The organism is Phenylobacterium sp. (genome assembly GCF_013822795.1).
In the GTDB taxonomy this organism is placed as follows: domain Bacteria; phylum Pseudomonadota; class Alphaproteobacteria; order Caulobacterales; family Caulobacteraceae; genus Phenylobacterium.
Genome location: NZ_PNLB01000035.1, coordinates 1 through 16,359, shown reverse-complemented (window position 1 = coordinate 16,359; position 16,359 = coordinate 1). Strand labels below are relative to the sequence as shown.

General features: G+C 66.8%; 15 protein-coding genes and 1 pseudogene. 14 read left to right on the top strand and 2 right to left on the bottom strand.

Annotated elements, in window-relative coordinates:
• The 10 genes and pseudogenes from C0481_RS21535 to C0481_RS21490 all read left to right on the top strand — a co-directional run.
• A pseudogene (locus C0481_RS21535) lies at positions 1-908 on the top strand (NADH-quinone oxidoreductase subunit L); the annotation flags it as partial.
• A gap of 16 nt (positions 909-924) precedes the next feature.
• Complete coding sequence (locus C0481_RS21530; protein WP_293407790.1) at positions 925-2,412, top strand: NADH-quinone oxidoreductase subunit M; 1,488 nt, start codon at positions 925-927, stop codon at positions 2,410-2,412.
• Positions 2,413-2,426: 14 nt separating this feature from the next.
• The gene (gene nuoN, locus C0481_RS21525; protein ID WP_293407789.1) at positions 2,427-3,869 is read left to right on the top strand and encodes an NADH-quinone oxidoreductase subunit NuoN; all 1,443 of its coding nucleotides are present in this window, start codon (positions 2,427-2,429) and stop codon (positions 3,867-3,869) included.
• The gene (locus C0481_RS21520) at positions 3,870-4,610 is read left to right on the top strand and encodes a biotin--[acetyl-CoA-carboxylase] ligase (RefSeq protein ID WP_293407787.1); all 741 of its coding nucleotides are present in this window, start codon (positions 3,870-3,872) and stop codon (positions 4,608-4,610) included.
• 5 nt (positions 4,611-4,615) lie between these two features.
• Positions 4,616-5,392 carry a type III pantothenate kinase gene (locus C0481_RS21515; protein WP_293407786.1) on the top strand — a complete coding sequence of 259 codons (777 nt, stop codon included), beginning with the start codon at positions 4,616-4,618 and terminating at the stop codon, positions 5,390-5,392.
• Positions 5,393-7,072 carry a ribonuclease J gene (locus tag C0481_RS21510; RefSeq protein ID WP_293407785.1) on the top strand — a complete coding sequence of 560 codons (1,680 nt, stop codon included), beginning with the start codon at positions 5,393-5,395 and terminating at the stop codon, positions 7,070-7,072. It begins immediately after the preceding gene.
• A 57-nt stretch (positions 7,073-7,129) separates the two neighbouring features.
• The gene (gene mce, locus C0481_RS21505; protein ID WP_293407784.1) at positions 7,130-7,552 is read left to right on the top strand and encodes a methylmalonyl-CoA epimerase; all 423 of its coding nucleotides are present in this window, start codon (positions 7,130-7,132) and stop codon (positions 7,550-7,552) included.
• A complete protein-coding gene (locus tag C0481_RS21500) occupies positions 7,552-7,815 on the top strand; it encodes a DUF1467 family protein (protein WP_293407782.1) in 264 nt (87 codons plus the stop codon). Before mce ends, C0481_RS21500 begins: the two co-directional genes overlap by 1 nt.
• A gap of 318 nt (positions 7,816-8,133) precedes the next feature.
• Entirely contained in the window at positions 8,134-9,435 is a 1,302-nt protein-coding gene (locus C0481_RS21495) for a lipoprotein-releasing ABC transporter permease subunit (RefSeq protein WP_293407780.1), read from the top strand.
• Positions 9,428-10,114 carry an ABC transporter ATP-binding protein gene (locus C0481_RS21490; RefSeq protein ID WP_293407779.1) on the top strand — a complete coding sequence of 229 codons (687 nt, stop codon included), beginning with the start codon at positions 9,428-9,430 and terminating at the stop codon, positions 10,112-10,114. Before C0481_RS21495 ends, C0481_RS21490 begins: the two co-directional genes overlap by 8 nt.
• Here the strand turns inward: C0481_RS21490 and C0481_RS21485 are convergent.
• Entirely contained in the window at positions 10,111-10,536 is a 426-nt protein-coding gene (locus C0481_RS21485; RefSeq protein WP_293407778.1) for a VOC family protein, read from the bottom strand. The genes C0481_RS21490 and C0481_RS21485 overlap by 4 nt on opposite strands.
• Positions 10,537-10,634: 98 nt before the next feature.
• Here C0481_RS21485 and sidA point away from each other — a divergent pair, with 98 nt between their 5' ends.
• Both sidA and dnaE read left to right on the top strand, forming a co-directional pair.
• Positions 10,635-10,724 (top strand): cell division inhibitor SidA, encoded by a 90-nt coding sequence (gene sidA, locus C0481_RS21915; RefSeq protein ID WP_183770094.1) that lies wholly within the window; start codon positions 10,635-10,637, stop codon positions 10,722-10,724.
• A 16-nt stretch (positions 10,725-10,740) separates the two neighbouring features.
• Complete coding sequence (gene dnaE / locus C0481_RS21480; protein ID WP_293407777.1) at positions 10,741-14,181, top strand: DNA polymerase III subunit alpha; 3,441 nt, start codon at positions 10,741-10,743, stop codon at positions 14,179-14,181.
• On the opposite strand, the gene C0481_RS21475 is transcribed toward dnaE, so the two are convergent.
• The gene (locus tag C0481_RS21475) at positions 14,178-14,522 is read right to left on the bottom strand and encodes a hypothetical protein (RefSeq protein WP_293407775.1); all 345 of its coding nucleotides are present in this window, start codon (positions 14,520-14,522) and stop codon (positions 14,178-14,180) included. The genes dnaE and C0481_RS21475 overlap by 4 nt on opposite strands.
• 227 nt (positions 14,523-14,749) lie before the next feature.
• Here C0481_RS21475 and rpsB point away from each other — a divergent pair, with 227 nt between their 5' ends.
• Positions 14,750-15,571: a 30S ribosomal protein S2 gene (gene rpsB, locus C0481_RS21470; RefSeq protein ID WP_293407774.1), complete on the top strand. Its 822-nt coding sequence runs from the start codon at positions 14,750-14,752 to the stop codon at positions 15,569-15,571.
• Between the two features lie 98 nt (positions 15,572-15,669).
• Positions 15,670-16,359, top strand: a 690-nt coding sequence (tsf, locus tag C0481_RS21465; RefSeq protein ID WP_293407773.1) for a translation elongation factor Ts, incomplete at its 3' end; no start/stop codon positions are given.

Genomic DNA, 16,359 nt, shown 5'->3' with positions numbered 1-16,359 from the left:
TGGCGATCACCGGCTTTGGTCTGCCGAACCTGCACCTGGGCTTCGCGGGCTTCTACTCGAAGGACACCATCATCGAGAGCGCCTTCGCGGCCGGACAGCTGTACGGCGGCGCGGCCTACTTCGCCTTCGTGGTCAGCATCTTCGCCGCCGGCCTGACGGCCTTCTACTCCTGGCGTCTGGCGTTCATGACCTTCCACGGCACCGCCAAGTGGGGCCATCATGACGACCACGCGCACGACCATGCGCATGGTCATGGTCACGACGATCACGCCTCCGCGGCGCAGATCGAGACCCACGATGAGCCGCTGGCCGACCACGACCATGGTCACGGCCACGACCACAAGCCGCATGAGAGCCCTGTCATCATGCTCGTGCCGCTGCTGCTGCTGGCGTTCGGCGCCGTCGCGGCCGGCTACGTGTTCGTCGACCACTTCGTGGGCGAAGGTTGGACCGAGTTCTGGCGCGGCGCGATCTTCAACGGTGCGGACAACCATGTTCTGGAGCACGCGCATCACGTGCCGACGTGGGTGAAGTGGGCGCCGCTGGCGGTCTCGGCCGTCGGCTTCGCGAGCGCCTACTACGTCTACATCATGCGTGAAGGGCTGGGCGCGGCGATCGCGGCGCGGAAGGGTCCGATGTGGACCTTCCTCTACAACAAGTGGTTCTTCGACGAGATCTATGAGGCGACCTTCGTGCGGGCCACCAAGTTCCTGGGCGACGTGTTCTGGAAGGTCGGCGACCAGAAAATCATCGACGGCCTAGGGCCGAACGGGATTTCGGCGCTGTCCTACGCCCTCGGCCGTCGGGCCGGGCGGCTGCAGACCGGCTATGTCTATCACTATGCGTTCGTAATGCTGCTCGGCGTGGCGGGACTTCTGTCCTACGCGCTGTGGGCTTGGCAGGCTTAAGGGGGAGGGCGATCCCATGACCGGTATTCTCTCCCTGACGACCTTCACGCCGCTGGTCGGCGTGGCGGCGATCATCCTGCTCCGCCTGTTCCGTTCGCATGAGGACGAGCAGACCGTCCGCGCGGTGAAGTGGATCACCCTGGTGACCACGTTGGCGACCTTCGCGCTCTCGGTGCTGCTGGTGATGCAGTACGACCCGGCCAATCCGGGCTTCCAGTTCGTGGAAGACCACGCCTGGTTCGCGGGCCTCCACTACCGCATGGGCGTGGACGGCATCTCGATCCTGTTCGTGCTGCTGACCGCGTTCCTGATGCCGATCTGTATCGCGGCGTCGTGGTTCTCGATCGACAAGCGGGTGCCGGCCTACATGGTCGCGTTCCTGGTCCTCGAGACCCTGGTCATCGGCGTGTTCTGTGCGCTGGACCTGGTGCTGTTCTACCTGTTCTTCGAGTTCGGCCTGGTGCCGATGTTCCTGATCATCGGCATCTGGGGCGGCAAGAACCGGGTCTACGCGGCCTACAAGTTCTTCCTCTACACCCTGCTGGGCTCGGTGCTGATGCTGGCGGCCATCCTGGTCATGATCAGCGTCGCGGGCACCGCCTCGATCCCCGAGCTCATGAACTACAAGTTCGACGAGCACCTGCAGACCTGGCTGTGGCTGGCCTTCTTCGCGTCCTTCGCAGTGAAGATGCCGATGTGGCCGGTGCACACCTGGCTGCCCGACGCCCACGTCGAGGCGCCGACCGCCGGTTCGGTCATCCTGGCGGGCATCCTCTTGAAGATGGGCGGCTACGGCTTCCTGCGCTTCTCGCTGCCGATGTTCCCGCAGGCCTCGGACCTGTTTACGCCGCTGGTCTTCGCCCTCAGCGTGATCGCCGTGGTCTACACCTCGCTGGTCGCCTTCCGTCAGACCGACATCAAGAAGCTGATCGCCTATTCGTCGGTCGCCCACATGGGCTTCGTGACCATGGGGATCTTCGCGGGCAACGCCATCGGCGTGCAGGGCGCGATCTTCCAGATGCTGAGCCACGGGGTGATCTCCGGCGCGCTCTTCCTCTGCGTTGGCGTCGTCTACGACCGCATGCACACCCGCGAGATCGCCTTCTACGGCGGTCTTGTGAACCGCATGCCCTGGTACGCGGCGACCTTCCTGCTGTTCACCATGGGCAATGTCGGCCTGCCGGGCACCTCGGGCTTCATCGGCGAGATCACCACCATGGTCGGGGTCTACGAGATCTCCACCTGGACCGCGGTCGTCGCCGCCACCGGCGTGATCTTCTCGGCCGTCTACGCGCTGACCCTCTACAAGCGCGTGGTGTTCGGCGAGATCACCAACCCGGCCCTGGCCGACATCACCGACCTCGACTGGCGCGAGGTGGCGATCTTCGCGCCGCTGATCGCCATGACCCTGTACCTCGGCGTCTATCCGGCCGCCGTCTTCGATCTGACCCAAGCCTCGGTCGACAATCTCGCCGCGGTGTACCGCGCGGCCATCGGCGGGTGAGGACCTAAAGTCACATGACCTTTTCCCAAGACCTCGCTCTCGCCGCGCCGGAACTGATCCTGGCCATCGGCGCCCTCGGCCTGCTGGTGATCGGCGCTTTCGCGCCGCGCGCCGCCACGGCTTTGATGCTCGCCTCGATCGGCGCGCTGATCCTGGCGGCCTGGGCCGCAGCGGTCGGCCCGATCGGTCGCGGCTTCTCCGGCGGCTTGATCGCCGACAACGCCTCGGCCTTCGCCAAGGTGGCGATCTACCTGGCCAGCGCGGTGGCTATCGTGCTTGGCCAGAAGTGGTTCGAGCGCAAGGCGATCCGCAACTTCGAGTTCCCGATCCTGATCCTCCTCGCCGCGCTCGGCATGGGGATGATGGCTTCGGCGGGCGACCTGATCTCGCTCTATATGGGCGTCGAGCTGCACTCGCTGGCGCTCTATGTGCTGGCCGCCATGCACCGCGAAGACGCCAAGGCGTCGGAAGCGGGGCTGAAGTACTTCGTGCTCGGCGCGCTGTCCTCGGGCCTGCTGCTCTATGGCGCCTCGCTGATCTACGGCTTCGCCGGTTCGACCCGGTTCGACGAGATCGCCGCGGTCGTGCAGAGCGGCGCCGGCACCGGCGTGCTGTTCGGCCTGGTGTTCCTGATCTGCGGTCTGGCGTTCAAAGTTTCGGCCGCGCCGTTCCACATGTGGACCCCGGACGTCTACGAAGGCGCCCCGACCCCGGTCGTGGCCTTCTTCGCCGGCGCCCCGAAGCTGGCGGCCATGGTGCTGTTCGCCCGGGTACTGACCGAGGCGTTCCCCGGCGCCGTCGAGCAATGGCGCCAAGTGCTGGTGGTCATCGCGCTGCTGTCGATCTTCGTCGGCGCGCTGGCGGGCCTGGCGCAGCAGAACCTGAAGCGCCTGTGGGCCTACTCGTCGATCGCCAACGTCGGCTACGCCGTCCTTGGCCTGGCCTCGGGCAGCCCCGAGGGCGTGCAGGCGATGCTGGTGTTCATGGTTCTCTACATGGTCGACGTGACCGGGTTCTTCGCCTGCCTGACCGCGCTGTCGCGCGACGGGCGGCCAATGGAGACGATCTCGGACATGGCGGGCCTGTACAAGGAACGTCCCGGCATGGCGCTGGCGATGACGGCGTTCTCGCTGTCGGCGCTCGGCCTGCCGCCGTTCTCGGGCTTCTGGGCCAAGTTCTACGTCTTCAAGGCGGCGCTGAGCGTGGGCGAACCGATGATCGTCATCGCTGCGGTGCTCGGCCTGGTCGGCAGCGTGATCGCGGCCTTCTACTACCTGCGTCTGATCAAGGTGATGTGGTTCGACACCGCCCCGAGCGGCACCGACCCGTTGCCGCGCGAAGCTCAGGTGGTCGCCATCAGCGCCGCGCTGTTCACCTTCCCTGTGGTCATGGGCGCGCTGATCTTCCTCGACCCGCTCGCCAAGGCCGCGGCGGCTGCGTTCGGGCTCGCCTCCTAGGTGGGCGCCCACCCCCCGATCGAAGCCTACGAAGAACTGGACTCCACGAACGCCGAGGCGCGCAGGCGCGCCGAGGCGGGGGAGGGCGGTCCGGTTTGGATCACCGCCCTGCGGCAGACCGCCGGCCACGGCCGGCGGGGGCGGCCGTGGACGACCTCCACCGGCAATCTCGCCGCGACGCTGCTGCTGACGACCGACAAGTCGGCGGCCGAGGCGGCGCAACTGTCGTTCGTCGCCGCGCTTGCCGCCGCCGACCTGGCCCAGACCTGCCTGGGGCCGAGCGCGGCGCGGCTGAAATGGCCCAACGACGTGATGATCCATGGCCGCAAGGCGGTCGGGATCTTGATCGAGTCCGGCAGCCGGCCTGACGGCTCGCTGTGGCTTGCGGTCGGCATCGGCATCAATTTGGCCCACGCGCCGACCGACGTGGAGCGACCGGCGACGGCCTTCGCTGATCACATGGCCGGATCGCCGCCGTCGCCAGCCGATGCGCTGGAGGTTCTGGCGACCCGGTTCGAGCATTGGCTGGCGCTCTGGCAAGCCGAGGGCTTCGCGCCGATCGCGCGAGGCTGGACTGAGGTCGCCCAGGGGCTGGGCGAGCCATGCGTGGCGCGCCTGCCCAACCAGACACACAACGGCATCGCCGAAGGTCTCGACCTGGACGGGGCGCTGCGGCTGCGATTGGACGACGGGGCGGTGCTTCGCATCACCGCCGGGGACGTTTTCTTCGGGGAGTCGTAAGAGCGATGCTTCTGGCGATCGAACAAGGCAACACCAACACGCTGTTCGCGGTTCACGACGGCGAGGCCTGGATAGCCCAGTGGCGCGCGGCCACCGACTCCAGCCGTACCGCCGACGAGTACGCGGTCTGGCTGTCGCAACTGCTGCATATGGCCGGCCTGCAGTTCGGCGTGCTGGACTCCTGCATCATCTCCAGCGTCGTGCCGCAGTCGATCTTCAACCTGCGCAACCTCGCCCGCCGTTATCTGCACGTCGAACCGCTGGTGATCGGCGAGAACGCCAACCTCGGAATCGAGGTGCGGATCGACAAGCCTTCCGAGGCGGGGGCCGACCGCTTGGTCAACGCGCTGGGCGCGCACATTGTCTATCCGGGCGACCTGATCGTCATCGACTCTGGAACCGCGACGACGTTCGACGTGATCGCCGCTGACGGCGGATTCGAGGGGGGTGTTATCGCCCCCGGCATCAACCTATCTATGGAAGCGTTGCACTCGGCGGCGGCGAAACTGCCGCGGGTGGCGATCCAGAAGCCGCAGCGCGTGGTCGGGACCGATACGGTCGGCGCCATGCAGTCGGGCGTTTTCTGGGGCTATGTGGCCCTGATCGAGGGGCTGATCGCCCGTATCAAGGCTGAACGCGACACCCCGATGACCGTTATCGCCACGGGCGGCGTCGCGTCGCTGTTCCACGGCGCAACCACGGCCATCGACCATTTTGACCCGGACCTGACGATCCGGGGCCTACTTGAAATTCACCGCCGGAACACGGCGGCCAGGACCTAAATGAACGCAAAAGACCAAGACGAACTCGTCTTCCTGCCGCTCGGCGGCTCGAACGAGATCGGCATGAACTTCAATCTGTACGGCTACGGGCCTGCGCATGCGCGCAAGTGGATCGTGGTCGATCTGGGCGTCACTTTCGGCGACCAGACCACGCCGGGCGTGGAGATCATCCTGCCCGACCCGGAATTTATCCGGGAGTACGCCAAGAACATCGTCGGCATCGTGCTGACCCACGCGCACGAGGACCACATCGGCGCCGTGGCGTGGCTGTGGCCGCAGCTGCGGGCGCCGCTGTATGCGACGCCGTTCACGGCCTTCCTCCTGCGCGAGAAGCTGCGCGAAAACGAGGAGTGCGCGGACGCCGAGATCACCGAGGTCCCGCTGAGCGGCAAGATCCAGCTCGGGCCGTTCGAGGTCGAGCTCATCACCCTGACGCACTCGATCCCCGAGCCGAACGGCCTGGCGATCCGCACGCCCCTGGGGACGGTCTTGCACACCGGCGACTGGAAGATCGATCCGGACCCGGTGCTCGGCTCGGTCACCGACGACGCAGCGATCCAGAAGCTGGGCGACGAGGGTGTCCTGGCGATGGTCTGCGACTCCACCAACGTCTTCGTGGATGGCGAGTCCGGCTCGGAAGCCGACGTCAAGGAGGCCCTGGCCGGCCTCATCGGCGGCCTGTCCGGCAAGGTGGCGGTGGCGTGCTTCGCCTCCAATGTCGCCCGTATGGACAGCGTGATCCGCGCCGCCGAAGCGGCGGGCCGCAGCGTTTGTCTCGTCGGGCGTTCGATGCATCGGATGGCGGCGGCGGCGAAGTCCGTCGGCCTGCTGGAGGGCGTCGGCGAGTTCCTGTCCGAGCAGCAGGCCGCCTCGACGCCCGAGAACGAGGTGCTGTTCCTCTGCACCGGCAGTCAGGGGGAGCCGCGAGCGGCGCTGTCGCGTATCGCTGACGGCTCGCACCCCCACGTGAAGCTGGGAGCCGGGGACGCCTGCGTGTTCTCCTCGCGCGTCATTCCCGGCAACGAGATCCCGATCCGCAACCTGCAGAACCGGCTCGCCGACCGCGGGGTGCGGCTTTACACCGAGCGTGATCATCCGGGCATCCACGTCTCGGGCCACCCGTGCCGGGATGAACTGGCGCAGATGTACAGCTGGGCCCGGCCGCAGATCGCGGTGCCGACCCATGGCGAGCGTCGCCATCTGCTCGAGCACGCCGCCTTTGCGAAGGACCTGCAGGTCCCGCAGTCGGTCGCGCCGCGCAACGGCGACATGGTGCGCCTGGCGCCCGGCCGCGCCGAGATCATCGACGAAGTGCCGGCGGGCCGCATCTATGTCGACGCCGGCGTGCTGACGCCCGAGAACGGCGATGCGCTGCGCGAGCGCCGTCACGCGGCCTATAACGGCGTGCTGGCGGTCAGCGTGGTCCTCGACGGGCGCGGCAAAATCGCCGCCGGACCGCAGGTGCGAGCGCTAGGTCTGCCGGCGGATGACGACTATCCGATGGACGAGGTGCTTGACGATCTGGCCAAGGAAGCCAGCCAGGCGCTGGGCCGCCTGCAGGGCGAGCAACGCGAGTTCGACGAAGAGGTCGAGACCGTGATGTCGCGCGCCGTGAAGAAGGCCAGCCAGCGGATCTGGGGCAAACGGCCGGTCGTGGAGACGACGGTCCTGCGGATCTAGGTGGGGGCGCCGTAGCGTGATCTCGCGCGGCGCTCCGGAGAGGTCTATACGGCTGTCATGATCGGAAGACTGAACCACGTCGGGGTTGCGACCCCCTCCATCGCCGAGTCCGTGAAGCTCTATCGCGACGTGCTTGGCGCGACCAATATCACCGAGACCAAGGCGATGCCGGAGCAGGGCGTCTATGTCTGCTTCGTCGACCTGCCCAACAGCCAGATCGAGCTGATCGAGCCGCTCGGTGACGATTCGCCGCTCATCGGGTTCCTTGCGAAGAACCCGGCCGGCGGGCAACACCATGTCTGCTTCGAGGTGGCTGACATCATCGCCGCGCGCGACGACATGCGGGCCAAGGGGGCGACCGTGCTGGGGACCGGCGAGCCGCGGATCGGCGCGCATGGGACGCCGGTCATCTTCGTCCACCCGAAGAACATGGGCGGAGTGCTGGTCGAGCTGATGGAATCTCCTAAGGACGCGCACTGATGACTGTCTTCACCGGCATCGCGATCTATTTCACCATCTGGTGGACCGTGCTGTTTTCGGTCCTGCCGATCGGCGTGACCAGCCATGCCGAGGCGGGGATCGACAAGGGTGACGGTGGGGACCCCGGCGCGCCGGTCGATCCCAAGCTCAAGAAGAAGTTCATCACCACGACGATCGTTTCGACTGTCCTGTGGGTGATCCTGTTCCTGGTTATCCACTTCAACCTGATCAGCCTGCCGCCAGTGCCGGAGAGCTGGCGCTGACGGGCGAGCGCGGATTGGGCGGCAAGGCCGCGCTTCCGCTCAAGTTTTAGGCGATCGCGCGATTGCCCGCCGCTGGCGCGGTTCGGCTCACGGTCGCGAATGTAACTTCGGTTACCGCTGGATGCAGACACAGGCAGCCGTCTGGCAGCCCGTGGCGTTTTCCCCGATAACTTGAAGGCCGTCCGGCTACCGGACGGCCTTCTTTTCGCTCCGCTTACATGGCAAAGCTGGCGAACGGGCCGTGACGGCCGCAGAGGATCGGGACATCTTCCCAGGCATGCATCTTTCGAGTCCTTCGTCCGCCGGAGCCGTCGCCGCGTGACCTCGTCGTCGACCAACGGGACGCTGAGCGGCCGCGCGCCGCCGTTCGGCCAATGGGAACGCTCCGTGGCGGCCCGCTACCTGCGCGCCAAGCGCAGCCAGGGCGGGGTGGCGCTGATCTCGATCATCTCGTTCATCGGCATCATGCTGGCGGTGGCGGTGCTGATCATCGTGATGAGCGTCATGAACGGCTTTCGGGCCGAGCTGCTGTCGCGGATGCTGGGGTTCAGCGGGCACCTCTACGTCACTGGCGGAGTGCTGACCGACCCCGATCGTGATGCGGTGATCAAGCGGATCTCCGATCTGCCGGGCGTCGTGCAGGTCACGCCGGTCATCGAGGCCCAGGCTATGGCGCTGGGCGCCGGCCAGATCAGCGGCGCCATCGTGCGCGGGATCACGGCCAAGGACCTGAAGGCCACCAAAATCGTCTCCGACAACATCACCCGCGGCTCCATGGCCGGCTTCGACGAGGGCGAGTACGGCGGCGACATGATCATGGTCGGGGACAGGCTCGCACAGGCGCTGGGCGTGGGCCCGGGCGACGAGCTCAGCCTGATCTCGCCGACCGGCGGAGCGACGGCGTTCGGCGCCACGCCGCTGCGCAAGACCTATACGGTGGCCGGCACCTTCACGGTCGGCATGAGCGAGTACGACCAGGCTTTCATCTACATGCCGCTGGAGCAGTCGCAGCTGTTCTTCGGCCGCGACAACGGCATCGACTATCTCGAGATCAAGTTGAACGACCCGGACATGGCGATCGCCATGAAGGGCGCGGTTGCGCGCGCCGCCGGCGGCGCGGCGCTGGTCACCGACTGGACCGAGAAGAACTCGGCCTACTGGGGCGCGCTGAAGGTCGAGCGCAACGTCATGCGCCTGATCCTGATGATGCTGGTGGCCATCGCAGCCATGAACATCATCTCGGGCCTGGTGATGCTGGTGAAGAACAAGGGGCGCGACATCGCGATCCTGCGGACCATGGGGGCGGGGCAGGGCTCGATCCTGCGCATCTTCTTCATGTCCGGCGCCGCGGTCGGGGTGCTCGGCACCATCGCCGGCCTGCTGATCGGCTCGCTGTTCTGCATCTTCATCGGCGAGATTCAGCAGTTCGTGGAGTTTGTGACCGGCGCCGAGGTGTTCAATTCGGACATCTACTTCCTGACCCGCATCCCGGCGAAGATCGACTGGCAGGAAGTGTCGGTGATCACGTTCTGGGCGCTGGCGATGTCGTTCCTGGCGACGCTGCCGCCGGCCTGGCGGGCCTCGCGTCTCGATCCAGTGGAAGCGCTTCGCTATGAGTGACCCCGTGCTGTCCATCCGGGGCCTGCGCCGGACCTACAAGAGCGGCGACAAGACCCTGAGCGTGCTGAACGGGGCCGACCTCGACGTGCGGCCGGGCGAGATCGTCGGGCTGATCGGTCCGTCGGGGTCGGGCAAGTCCTCGCTGCTGCACGCCGCCGGGCTGCTGGAACATCCCGACGCGGGGCGCATCGTCATCGAAGGGCGCGACTGCTCGGACCTCAGCGATCGCCAGCGCACCCGCGTTCGGCTGGCGACCATCGGCTTTGTGTACCAGGCGCACCATTTGCTCGCCGAGTTCACCGCGCTCGACAACGTGGCTCTGCCGCAAATGATCGCCGGCCGCTCACGCAAGGCCGCGCGTGATCGCGCCCGCGAGCTGCTGGCCAATCTCGGCCTGGCCGAACGCGTGGAACATCAGCCGGCCCAGATGTCCGGCGGGGAGCAGCAGCGCGTGGCGATCGCCCGGGCGCTGGCCAACTCGCCTAAGCTGCTGCTGGCCGACGAGCCGACCGGCAACCTGGATCCGCAGACCTCAACGGCGGTGTTCGACAGTCTCTATGCGCTGGCCCGGCAGGAAGGCGTCGCCGCGCTTGTGGCCACCCACAACCTTGAACTGGCCAAGCACATGGACCGGGTGCTGGCGTTGAAGGACGGCCATCTGGAAGAGCACAAGCTCTAGCCGGGCGCGAAGGTCGTGCCACCGTCTTCGCCGATCGTGCAGCCGGGATTGTGCGCGACCTCCCAGGTGTGGCCGTCCGGATCGGCGAAGTAGCCGGAGTAGCCGCCCCAGAACACTTCCTCCGGGGGCTTGAGCGGCGCCGCGCCGGCGGCGAGCGCCTGGGCGAAGGTCGCGTCGACCGCCTGGCGCGAGCGCTCGTTGATCGCCAGCGTGATCCCGGAAAAGCGGCCGTCGACCGGCCGGCGCGCATCCTCGGCGAGGTCGGCGCGGCCAAACAGCGCCAAGCCGATGCCCGGCAATTGATAGAAACACACCCCCTCGGCGAGCGAGCTCGGGCTCCATCCCAATCCCTGTTCGAAGAAGGCGCGCGAGCGGGCGAGGTCGTCCACGCCGAGGGTGATGAGTGAGAGTCGCTGGTCCATCCGGGCCTCCTGCGAGCGTTAAGACTAATGCGCTTGACGGTGAGAACAAAACGGGAAATAAGAACAACTATAGAACATCCACAGTGAGGACGTCGCAGATGGTTCGCTTGGCTCGGGAATCGCTGGCCTTTGTATCGGTTGCAGGCTTTGTCTGGATGATGTGCGCGGTGGCCCAGTACGCGGCCTGACTTCGGAGGTGCGAGAGTGAGCGACGCGGGGAACGAGGGCTTCGTCCACCTGCGGGTTCGCTCCGCCTATTCGCTGCTCGAGGGCGCGATCAAGGCCGACAAGGTCAGCAGTCTGGCCAAGGCGGCGGAAATGCCGGCGGTGGCCCTGACCGATCGGGCCAACCTCTACGGCGCCCTCGAATTCTCGGTCACCAGCAAGGATGCGGGCGTCCAGCCGATTATCGGCTGCGCGCTGCCGGTGACGGGGATCGGCGGGGCTCAATCCGAGCGCTGGGCCAAGATCCCGACCATCGTGCTGCTTGCGCAAAGCGAGCAGGGCTACCTTAACCTCAGTGAACTCTCGTCGCTCTGCTACCTGGAGGCGGATGGCAGCGAGGACGTGTCCGCGCCTTGGTCGAAGGTGGTGGAGCATTCCGAAGGGTTGATCCTGCTGTCTGGCGGGGTCGACGGCCCGGTCGATCCGCTGTTCGCCGCAGGCAAGATCGCCGAGGGCAAGGCAGCCCTGGCCGAGATGGCGCGGGTGTTCGGCGACCGCTTCTATATCGAGTTGCAGCGGCACGGCCTGCCGGCGCAGGCGGCGGCCGAGGGCGAGCTGGTCGCGTTCGCCTACGATAACGACATTCCGCTGGTCGCGACCAACGACATCTATTTCCCCAAGCCGTCCATGTACGAGGCGCACGAGGCGCTGCTCTGCATCGCCGACGGCGCGTTCATCATGCAGGACGAACGCCGGCGGGTGACGGCCGAACACTGGTTCAAGCCAGCCGCTGACATGCGGGCGCTGTTCGCCGATCTGCCGGAAGCTTGCGACAACACGCTCGATATCGCTCGGCGATGCGCCTTCATGGTCAAGAAGCGCGATCCGATCCTGCCGCGCTTCGACACCGGGGCTGGTCGCTCTGAGGCTGACGAACTGGCGCACCAGGCGCGCGAGGGGCTTAAGGCGCGTATCGCCGGCGGCCAGGCTTCGGCCTTCCCGCCGGAGGACTACGAGGCGCGTCTGGAACGTGAGATCGGGGTCATCACCAAGATGGGCTTCCCCGGCTACTTCCTGATCGTGTCGGACTTCATCAAGTGGGCCAAGGACCACGACATTCCGGTCGGTCCTGGGCGGGGGTCGGGCGCCGGCTCGCTGGTCGCCTATGCGCTGACCATCACCGATCTTGATCCGCTGCGTTACGGCCTGCTGTTCGAGCGCTTCCTGAATCCGGAGCGGGTGTCGATGCCCGACTTCGATATCGACTTCTGCCAGGAGCGTCGGGAAGAGGTCATCAGCTACGTCCAGAAGCACTACGGACGTGACCGGGTGGCCCAGATCATCACCTTCGGCACCCTGCAGGCGCGCGCCGTGCTGCGCGACGTCGGCCGGGTTCTGCAGTTGCCGCTGGGCCTGGTCGATCGCCTCGCCAAGATGGTCCCGGCCAACCCCGCCAATCCGGTGACCCTGGCCAAGGCGATCGAGATCGAGCCGCGTCTGCGTCAGGCCAAGGACGACGACGAGGCGGTCAAGCAGCTGCTGGAGACGGCGCTGCAGCTGGAAGGCCTCTACCGCAACGCCTCGACCCACGCCGCGGGCGTCGTGATCAGCGATCGGCCGCTGACCCAGCTGACCCCGCTCTATCGCGATCCGCGCTCCGAGCTGCCGGCGACGCAGTTCAACATGAAGTGGGTCGAGAGCGCCGGCCTGGTGAAGTTCGACTTCCTGGGCCTGAAGACGCTCACCGTCATCGACCGGGCGCTGAAGTTCCTGCGCAAGCGGGGCGAGAATGTCGACTTCGCGACGCTCGGCGTCGATGACGCGCCGGCCTACGAGGTCATGTCCAACGGCGGGACCGTCGGCGTGTTCCAGCTCGAAGGGCAGGGGATGCGCGACACCCTGCGCCAGCTGCGTCCCGGGTCGCTCGAGGACGTCACCGCGGTCGTGTCGCTGTACCGCCCCGGCCCGATGGACAACATCCCGGCCTTCATCGACTGCAAGTTCGGCCGCAAGCCCATCGACTACATGCACCCGAGCCTGGAGCCGGTGCTGAAAGAGACCTACGGGATCATCGTCTACCAGGAACAGGTGATGCAGATCGCCCAGATCCTGGCGGGCTACTCGCTCGGCGAAGCGGACCTTCTGCGCCGGGCGATGGGCAAGAAGAAGAAAGAGGAGATGGACCTGCAGCGCGCCAGGTTCGTCTCCGGCGCCGAGGCCAAGGGCGTGCCTGCCGAGCAGGCCGGGTCGATCTTCGATCTGGTGGACAAGTTCGCAGGCTACGGCTTCAACAAGAGCCACGCGGCGGCCTACGCCTATGTTTCGTACCAGACGGCCTGGCTGAAGGCGAACACGCCGGTCGAGTTCTTCGCAGCGTCGATGAGCCTCGATATCTCGAACACCGACAAGCTGGCGGTCTTCTATCAGGACGCCAAGCGGTTCGGGGTGAAGGTGCGCAGCCCGGACGTGAATCTTTCCGCCGCCGACTTCGAGGTCGAAAACGGCGAGGTGCTCTACGCCCTGGGCGGAATCCGCAACGTCGGCCTGCAGGCGATGGAACACGTGGTGGAGGTGCGCAAGGAAGGCGGGCCCTTCCGTGACATCTTCGATTTCGTCGAGCGCATCGATCCCAAACAGGTCAACAAGCGGGCCTTCGAGACCCTGGCCCGGGCGGGGGCGTTCGACTCCATCCATCCCGACCGCGCCCAACTGGTGGCGGCCGCCGACGTGCTGGTCGGGCATGGCCAGAGCATGGCCGCTGATCGCGCCTCGTCGCAGGGCTCGTTGTTCGGCGGCGACCAAGCCGAAGCGCAGCGGCCGCGCGTCCCCAAAGCCGAGCCGTGGACGCCGGTCCAGCGGCTGGACGAAGAACTGGCGGCGGTTGGCTTCTATCTGTCCGGCCACCCGCTCGACGACATGGTCATCGCCCTGCGCCGGCGGCGGACGGACCTGCTGGCCGACGTGATCCCCAAGGCCGAGGCCGGCGCCGAGGCGTTCCGGATGGCGGGCGTGGTTCGCCGCAAGCAGGAACGCGCCTCGCAGTCGAGCGGCGAGAAGTTCGCCTTCGTGACCCTGTCGGATCCGACCGGGGAGTACGAGGTGCTGTTCCCGCCGGAGTCGCTGCGCAAGTGCCGCGACCTGCTGGAGCCGGGCAAGGCCGTGGCGCTGAAGGTCCGGGCCAAGGCGCGGGACGGCGAGGTGCGGTTCTTCGGCGATGACGCCGAGCCCATCGACAAGGCGGTGGAGAATGCGGTGGCGGGCCTGCGCGTGCACGTCGCCCCGCGCAGCGCCGAGATCGACGCACTGAAGAAGCGGCTCGAGAACGTCGCTAATCCTCGGGGCGGCGAGATCATCCTGGTGGCCAATATCGAGCGCGGCCGGGAGGTCGAACTCAAATTGCCTGGGCGCTTCAGCCTGGATGTCTCGGTGCGAGGCGCCCTGAAGACCGCGCCGGGCGTGGTCTTCGTCGAGGATATCTAAGGAAGCTCGATGTAGCCCGGCGGCTTGGCCGGCTTGGGGTGGGCGTTCATGCCGCCGCGCTCGGAGTAGGGCGAGACGCCCGGCTTGTAGGGCTTGAAGTTCGGCGGCTGGTACATCTCTGGGGCCTTGGGCGCGGCTGGAAATGCCGGCGGCGCGAGGCTGGGCGTGGCGCGGCGTTGCGCCGGCGCCGGCGCAACGTAGGTCGGCGGCATGGAGGGGCGGGCGGCGGCGGGCGCAGGGCCCCACGGCCCGGGCTGCGGCTTCAGCGTGCCGCCTGAGCCGCCGAACGTGCCCTGAGCCAGCAGTCCGAGTCCGACGCTGAGCGCTATGATAGGTGTCATGGGCCCCTCCCGCCACTCCAGGATGCGGCGGGGCGGCGGCGCAGGCAAGCGGCGGATGGGCCGGGCGCTGCAAAGGCTTGCATTTTCCGCGTTCAGCCCCTATCTGGCGCGTCATTCCACACGCAGGTGTTTGGCGATGTGCGGGGAGACATCCCGCCATACCCATTCCGGTCCTCCATCTGGAGGGTTTGCCTGCGGCGGTTAACCGGAAAAAGGACGAAAAGCCGATGGCGCTTCCTGAATTCTCCATGCGTCAGCTCCTGGAAGCTGGCGCCCACTTCGGTCACCAGACCCACCGCTGGAACCCGAAGATGGACCGCTACATCTTCGGTTCGCGGTCGAACATTCACATCATCGACCTCTCGCAGTCGATCCCGCTGCTGCACCAGGCTCTGGTGAAGGTGCGCGAAGTGGCCGCCAGCGGCGGCCGCGTCCTGTTCGTCGGCACCAAGCGTCAGGCCTCTGAGCCGCTCGCCGCCGCCGCCAAGCGCAGCGCCCAGTATTACGTGAACCACCGTTGGCTGGGCGGCACGCTCACCAACTGGCGCACCGTTTCGGGTTCGATCCAGCGCCTGCGCGAGCTGGAAGGCATGCTCGACGGCGAAGGTCACGGCCGCGGCAAGAAAGAACTGCTGCAGATGACCCGTGAGCGCGACAAGCTCGAGCTCAGCCTGGGCGGCATCAAGGACATGGGCGGCATTCCCGACCTGATGTTCGTGATCGACACCAACAAGGAGTCGATCGCCATCCAGGAAGCCCGCAAGCTGAACATCCCGGTCATCGCGATCCTGGACACCAACTGCGATCCGGACGGCATCACCTATCCGATCCCGGGCAACGACGACGCCGCCCGCGCGATCCAGCTGTATTGCGACCTGATGGCCGACGCCGTCCTCGACGGTCTGGCCGCCGGCCAATCGGCCGCGGGCGTGGACCTGGGCGCCTCGGTGGCGCCGGTTGAGCCGACCCTGGCCCGAGAGCTTACGCCGGAGCCGGAAGCGGCCCCGGCCGCCGAGGCTCCGGCCGCGGACCAGGAACAAGCGGGCTAAAGCGCTTTCGGGCGTTTTACTCAGCTTGACGAAAAACGATCATGGCCGGGCCCTATCAGGGTCCGGTCAAACCCATTCTGACTGATAAGGAGCTGACCATGGCGGAGATCACCGCTGCGCTGGTCAAGGACCTGCGCGAAAAGTCCGGCGCTGGCATGATGGACTGCAAGAAGGCCTTGCAGGAAAACAACGGCGACATGGAAGCGGCCGTCGATTGGCTGCGCACCAAGGGCCTCTCGAAGGCCGCCAAGAAGTCGGACCGCGCCGCCGCTGAAGGCCTGGTGGCCGGTAAGCTGAGCGCCGACGGCAAGACCGGCGTGCTGGTCGAGCTGAACGCCGAAACCGACTTCGTGTCGAAGAACGAGCTGTTCCAGAACGCCGCCCGCGATTTCGCGGATGTCGGCCTGGAGATCGAAGGCGTGGACGCCATCACCGCGGCCAAGACGGCCAAGGGCGAAGTCGTCAGCGACGTGATCACCAACCTGATCGCGACGATCGGCGAGAACATGCGTCTGCGTCGTTCGGCCCGTCTGTCGGTCAGCGAAGGCGCCGTGGCCCTTTACCTGCACAATGCGCAGGGTGAAGGCGTCGGCCGTCTGGGCGTGCTTGTGGCTCTGGAAGGCGCTGGCGATCAGGCCGTGCTGAAGGAAGTCGGCCGCAAGATCGCTCTGCACGTGGCCGGCACCCCGACCCCGCCGCTGGCCCTCAACGAGGGCGACCTCGATCCGGCCGCCGTCGAGAAGGAAAAGAAGTTCCTGACCGACCAGGCTCTGGAATCGGGCAAGCCG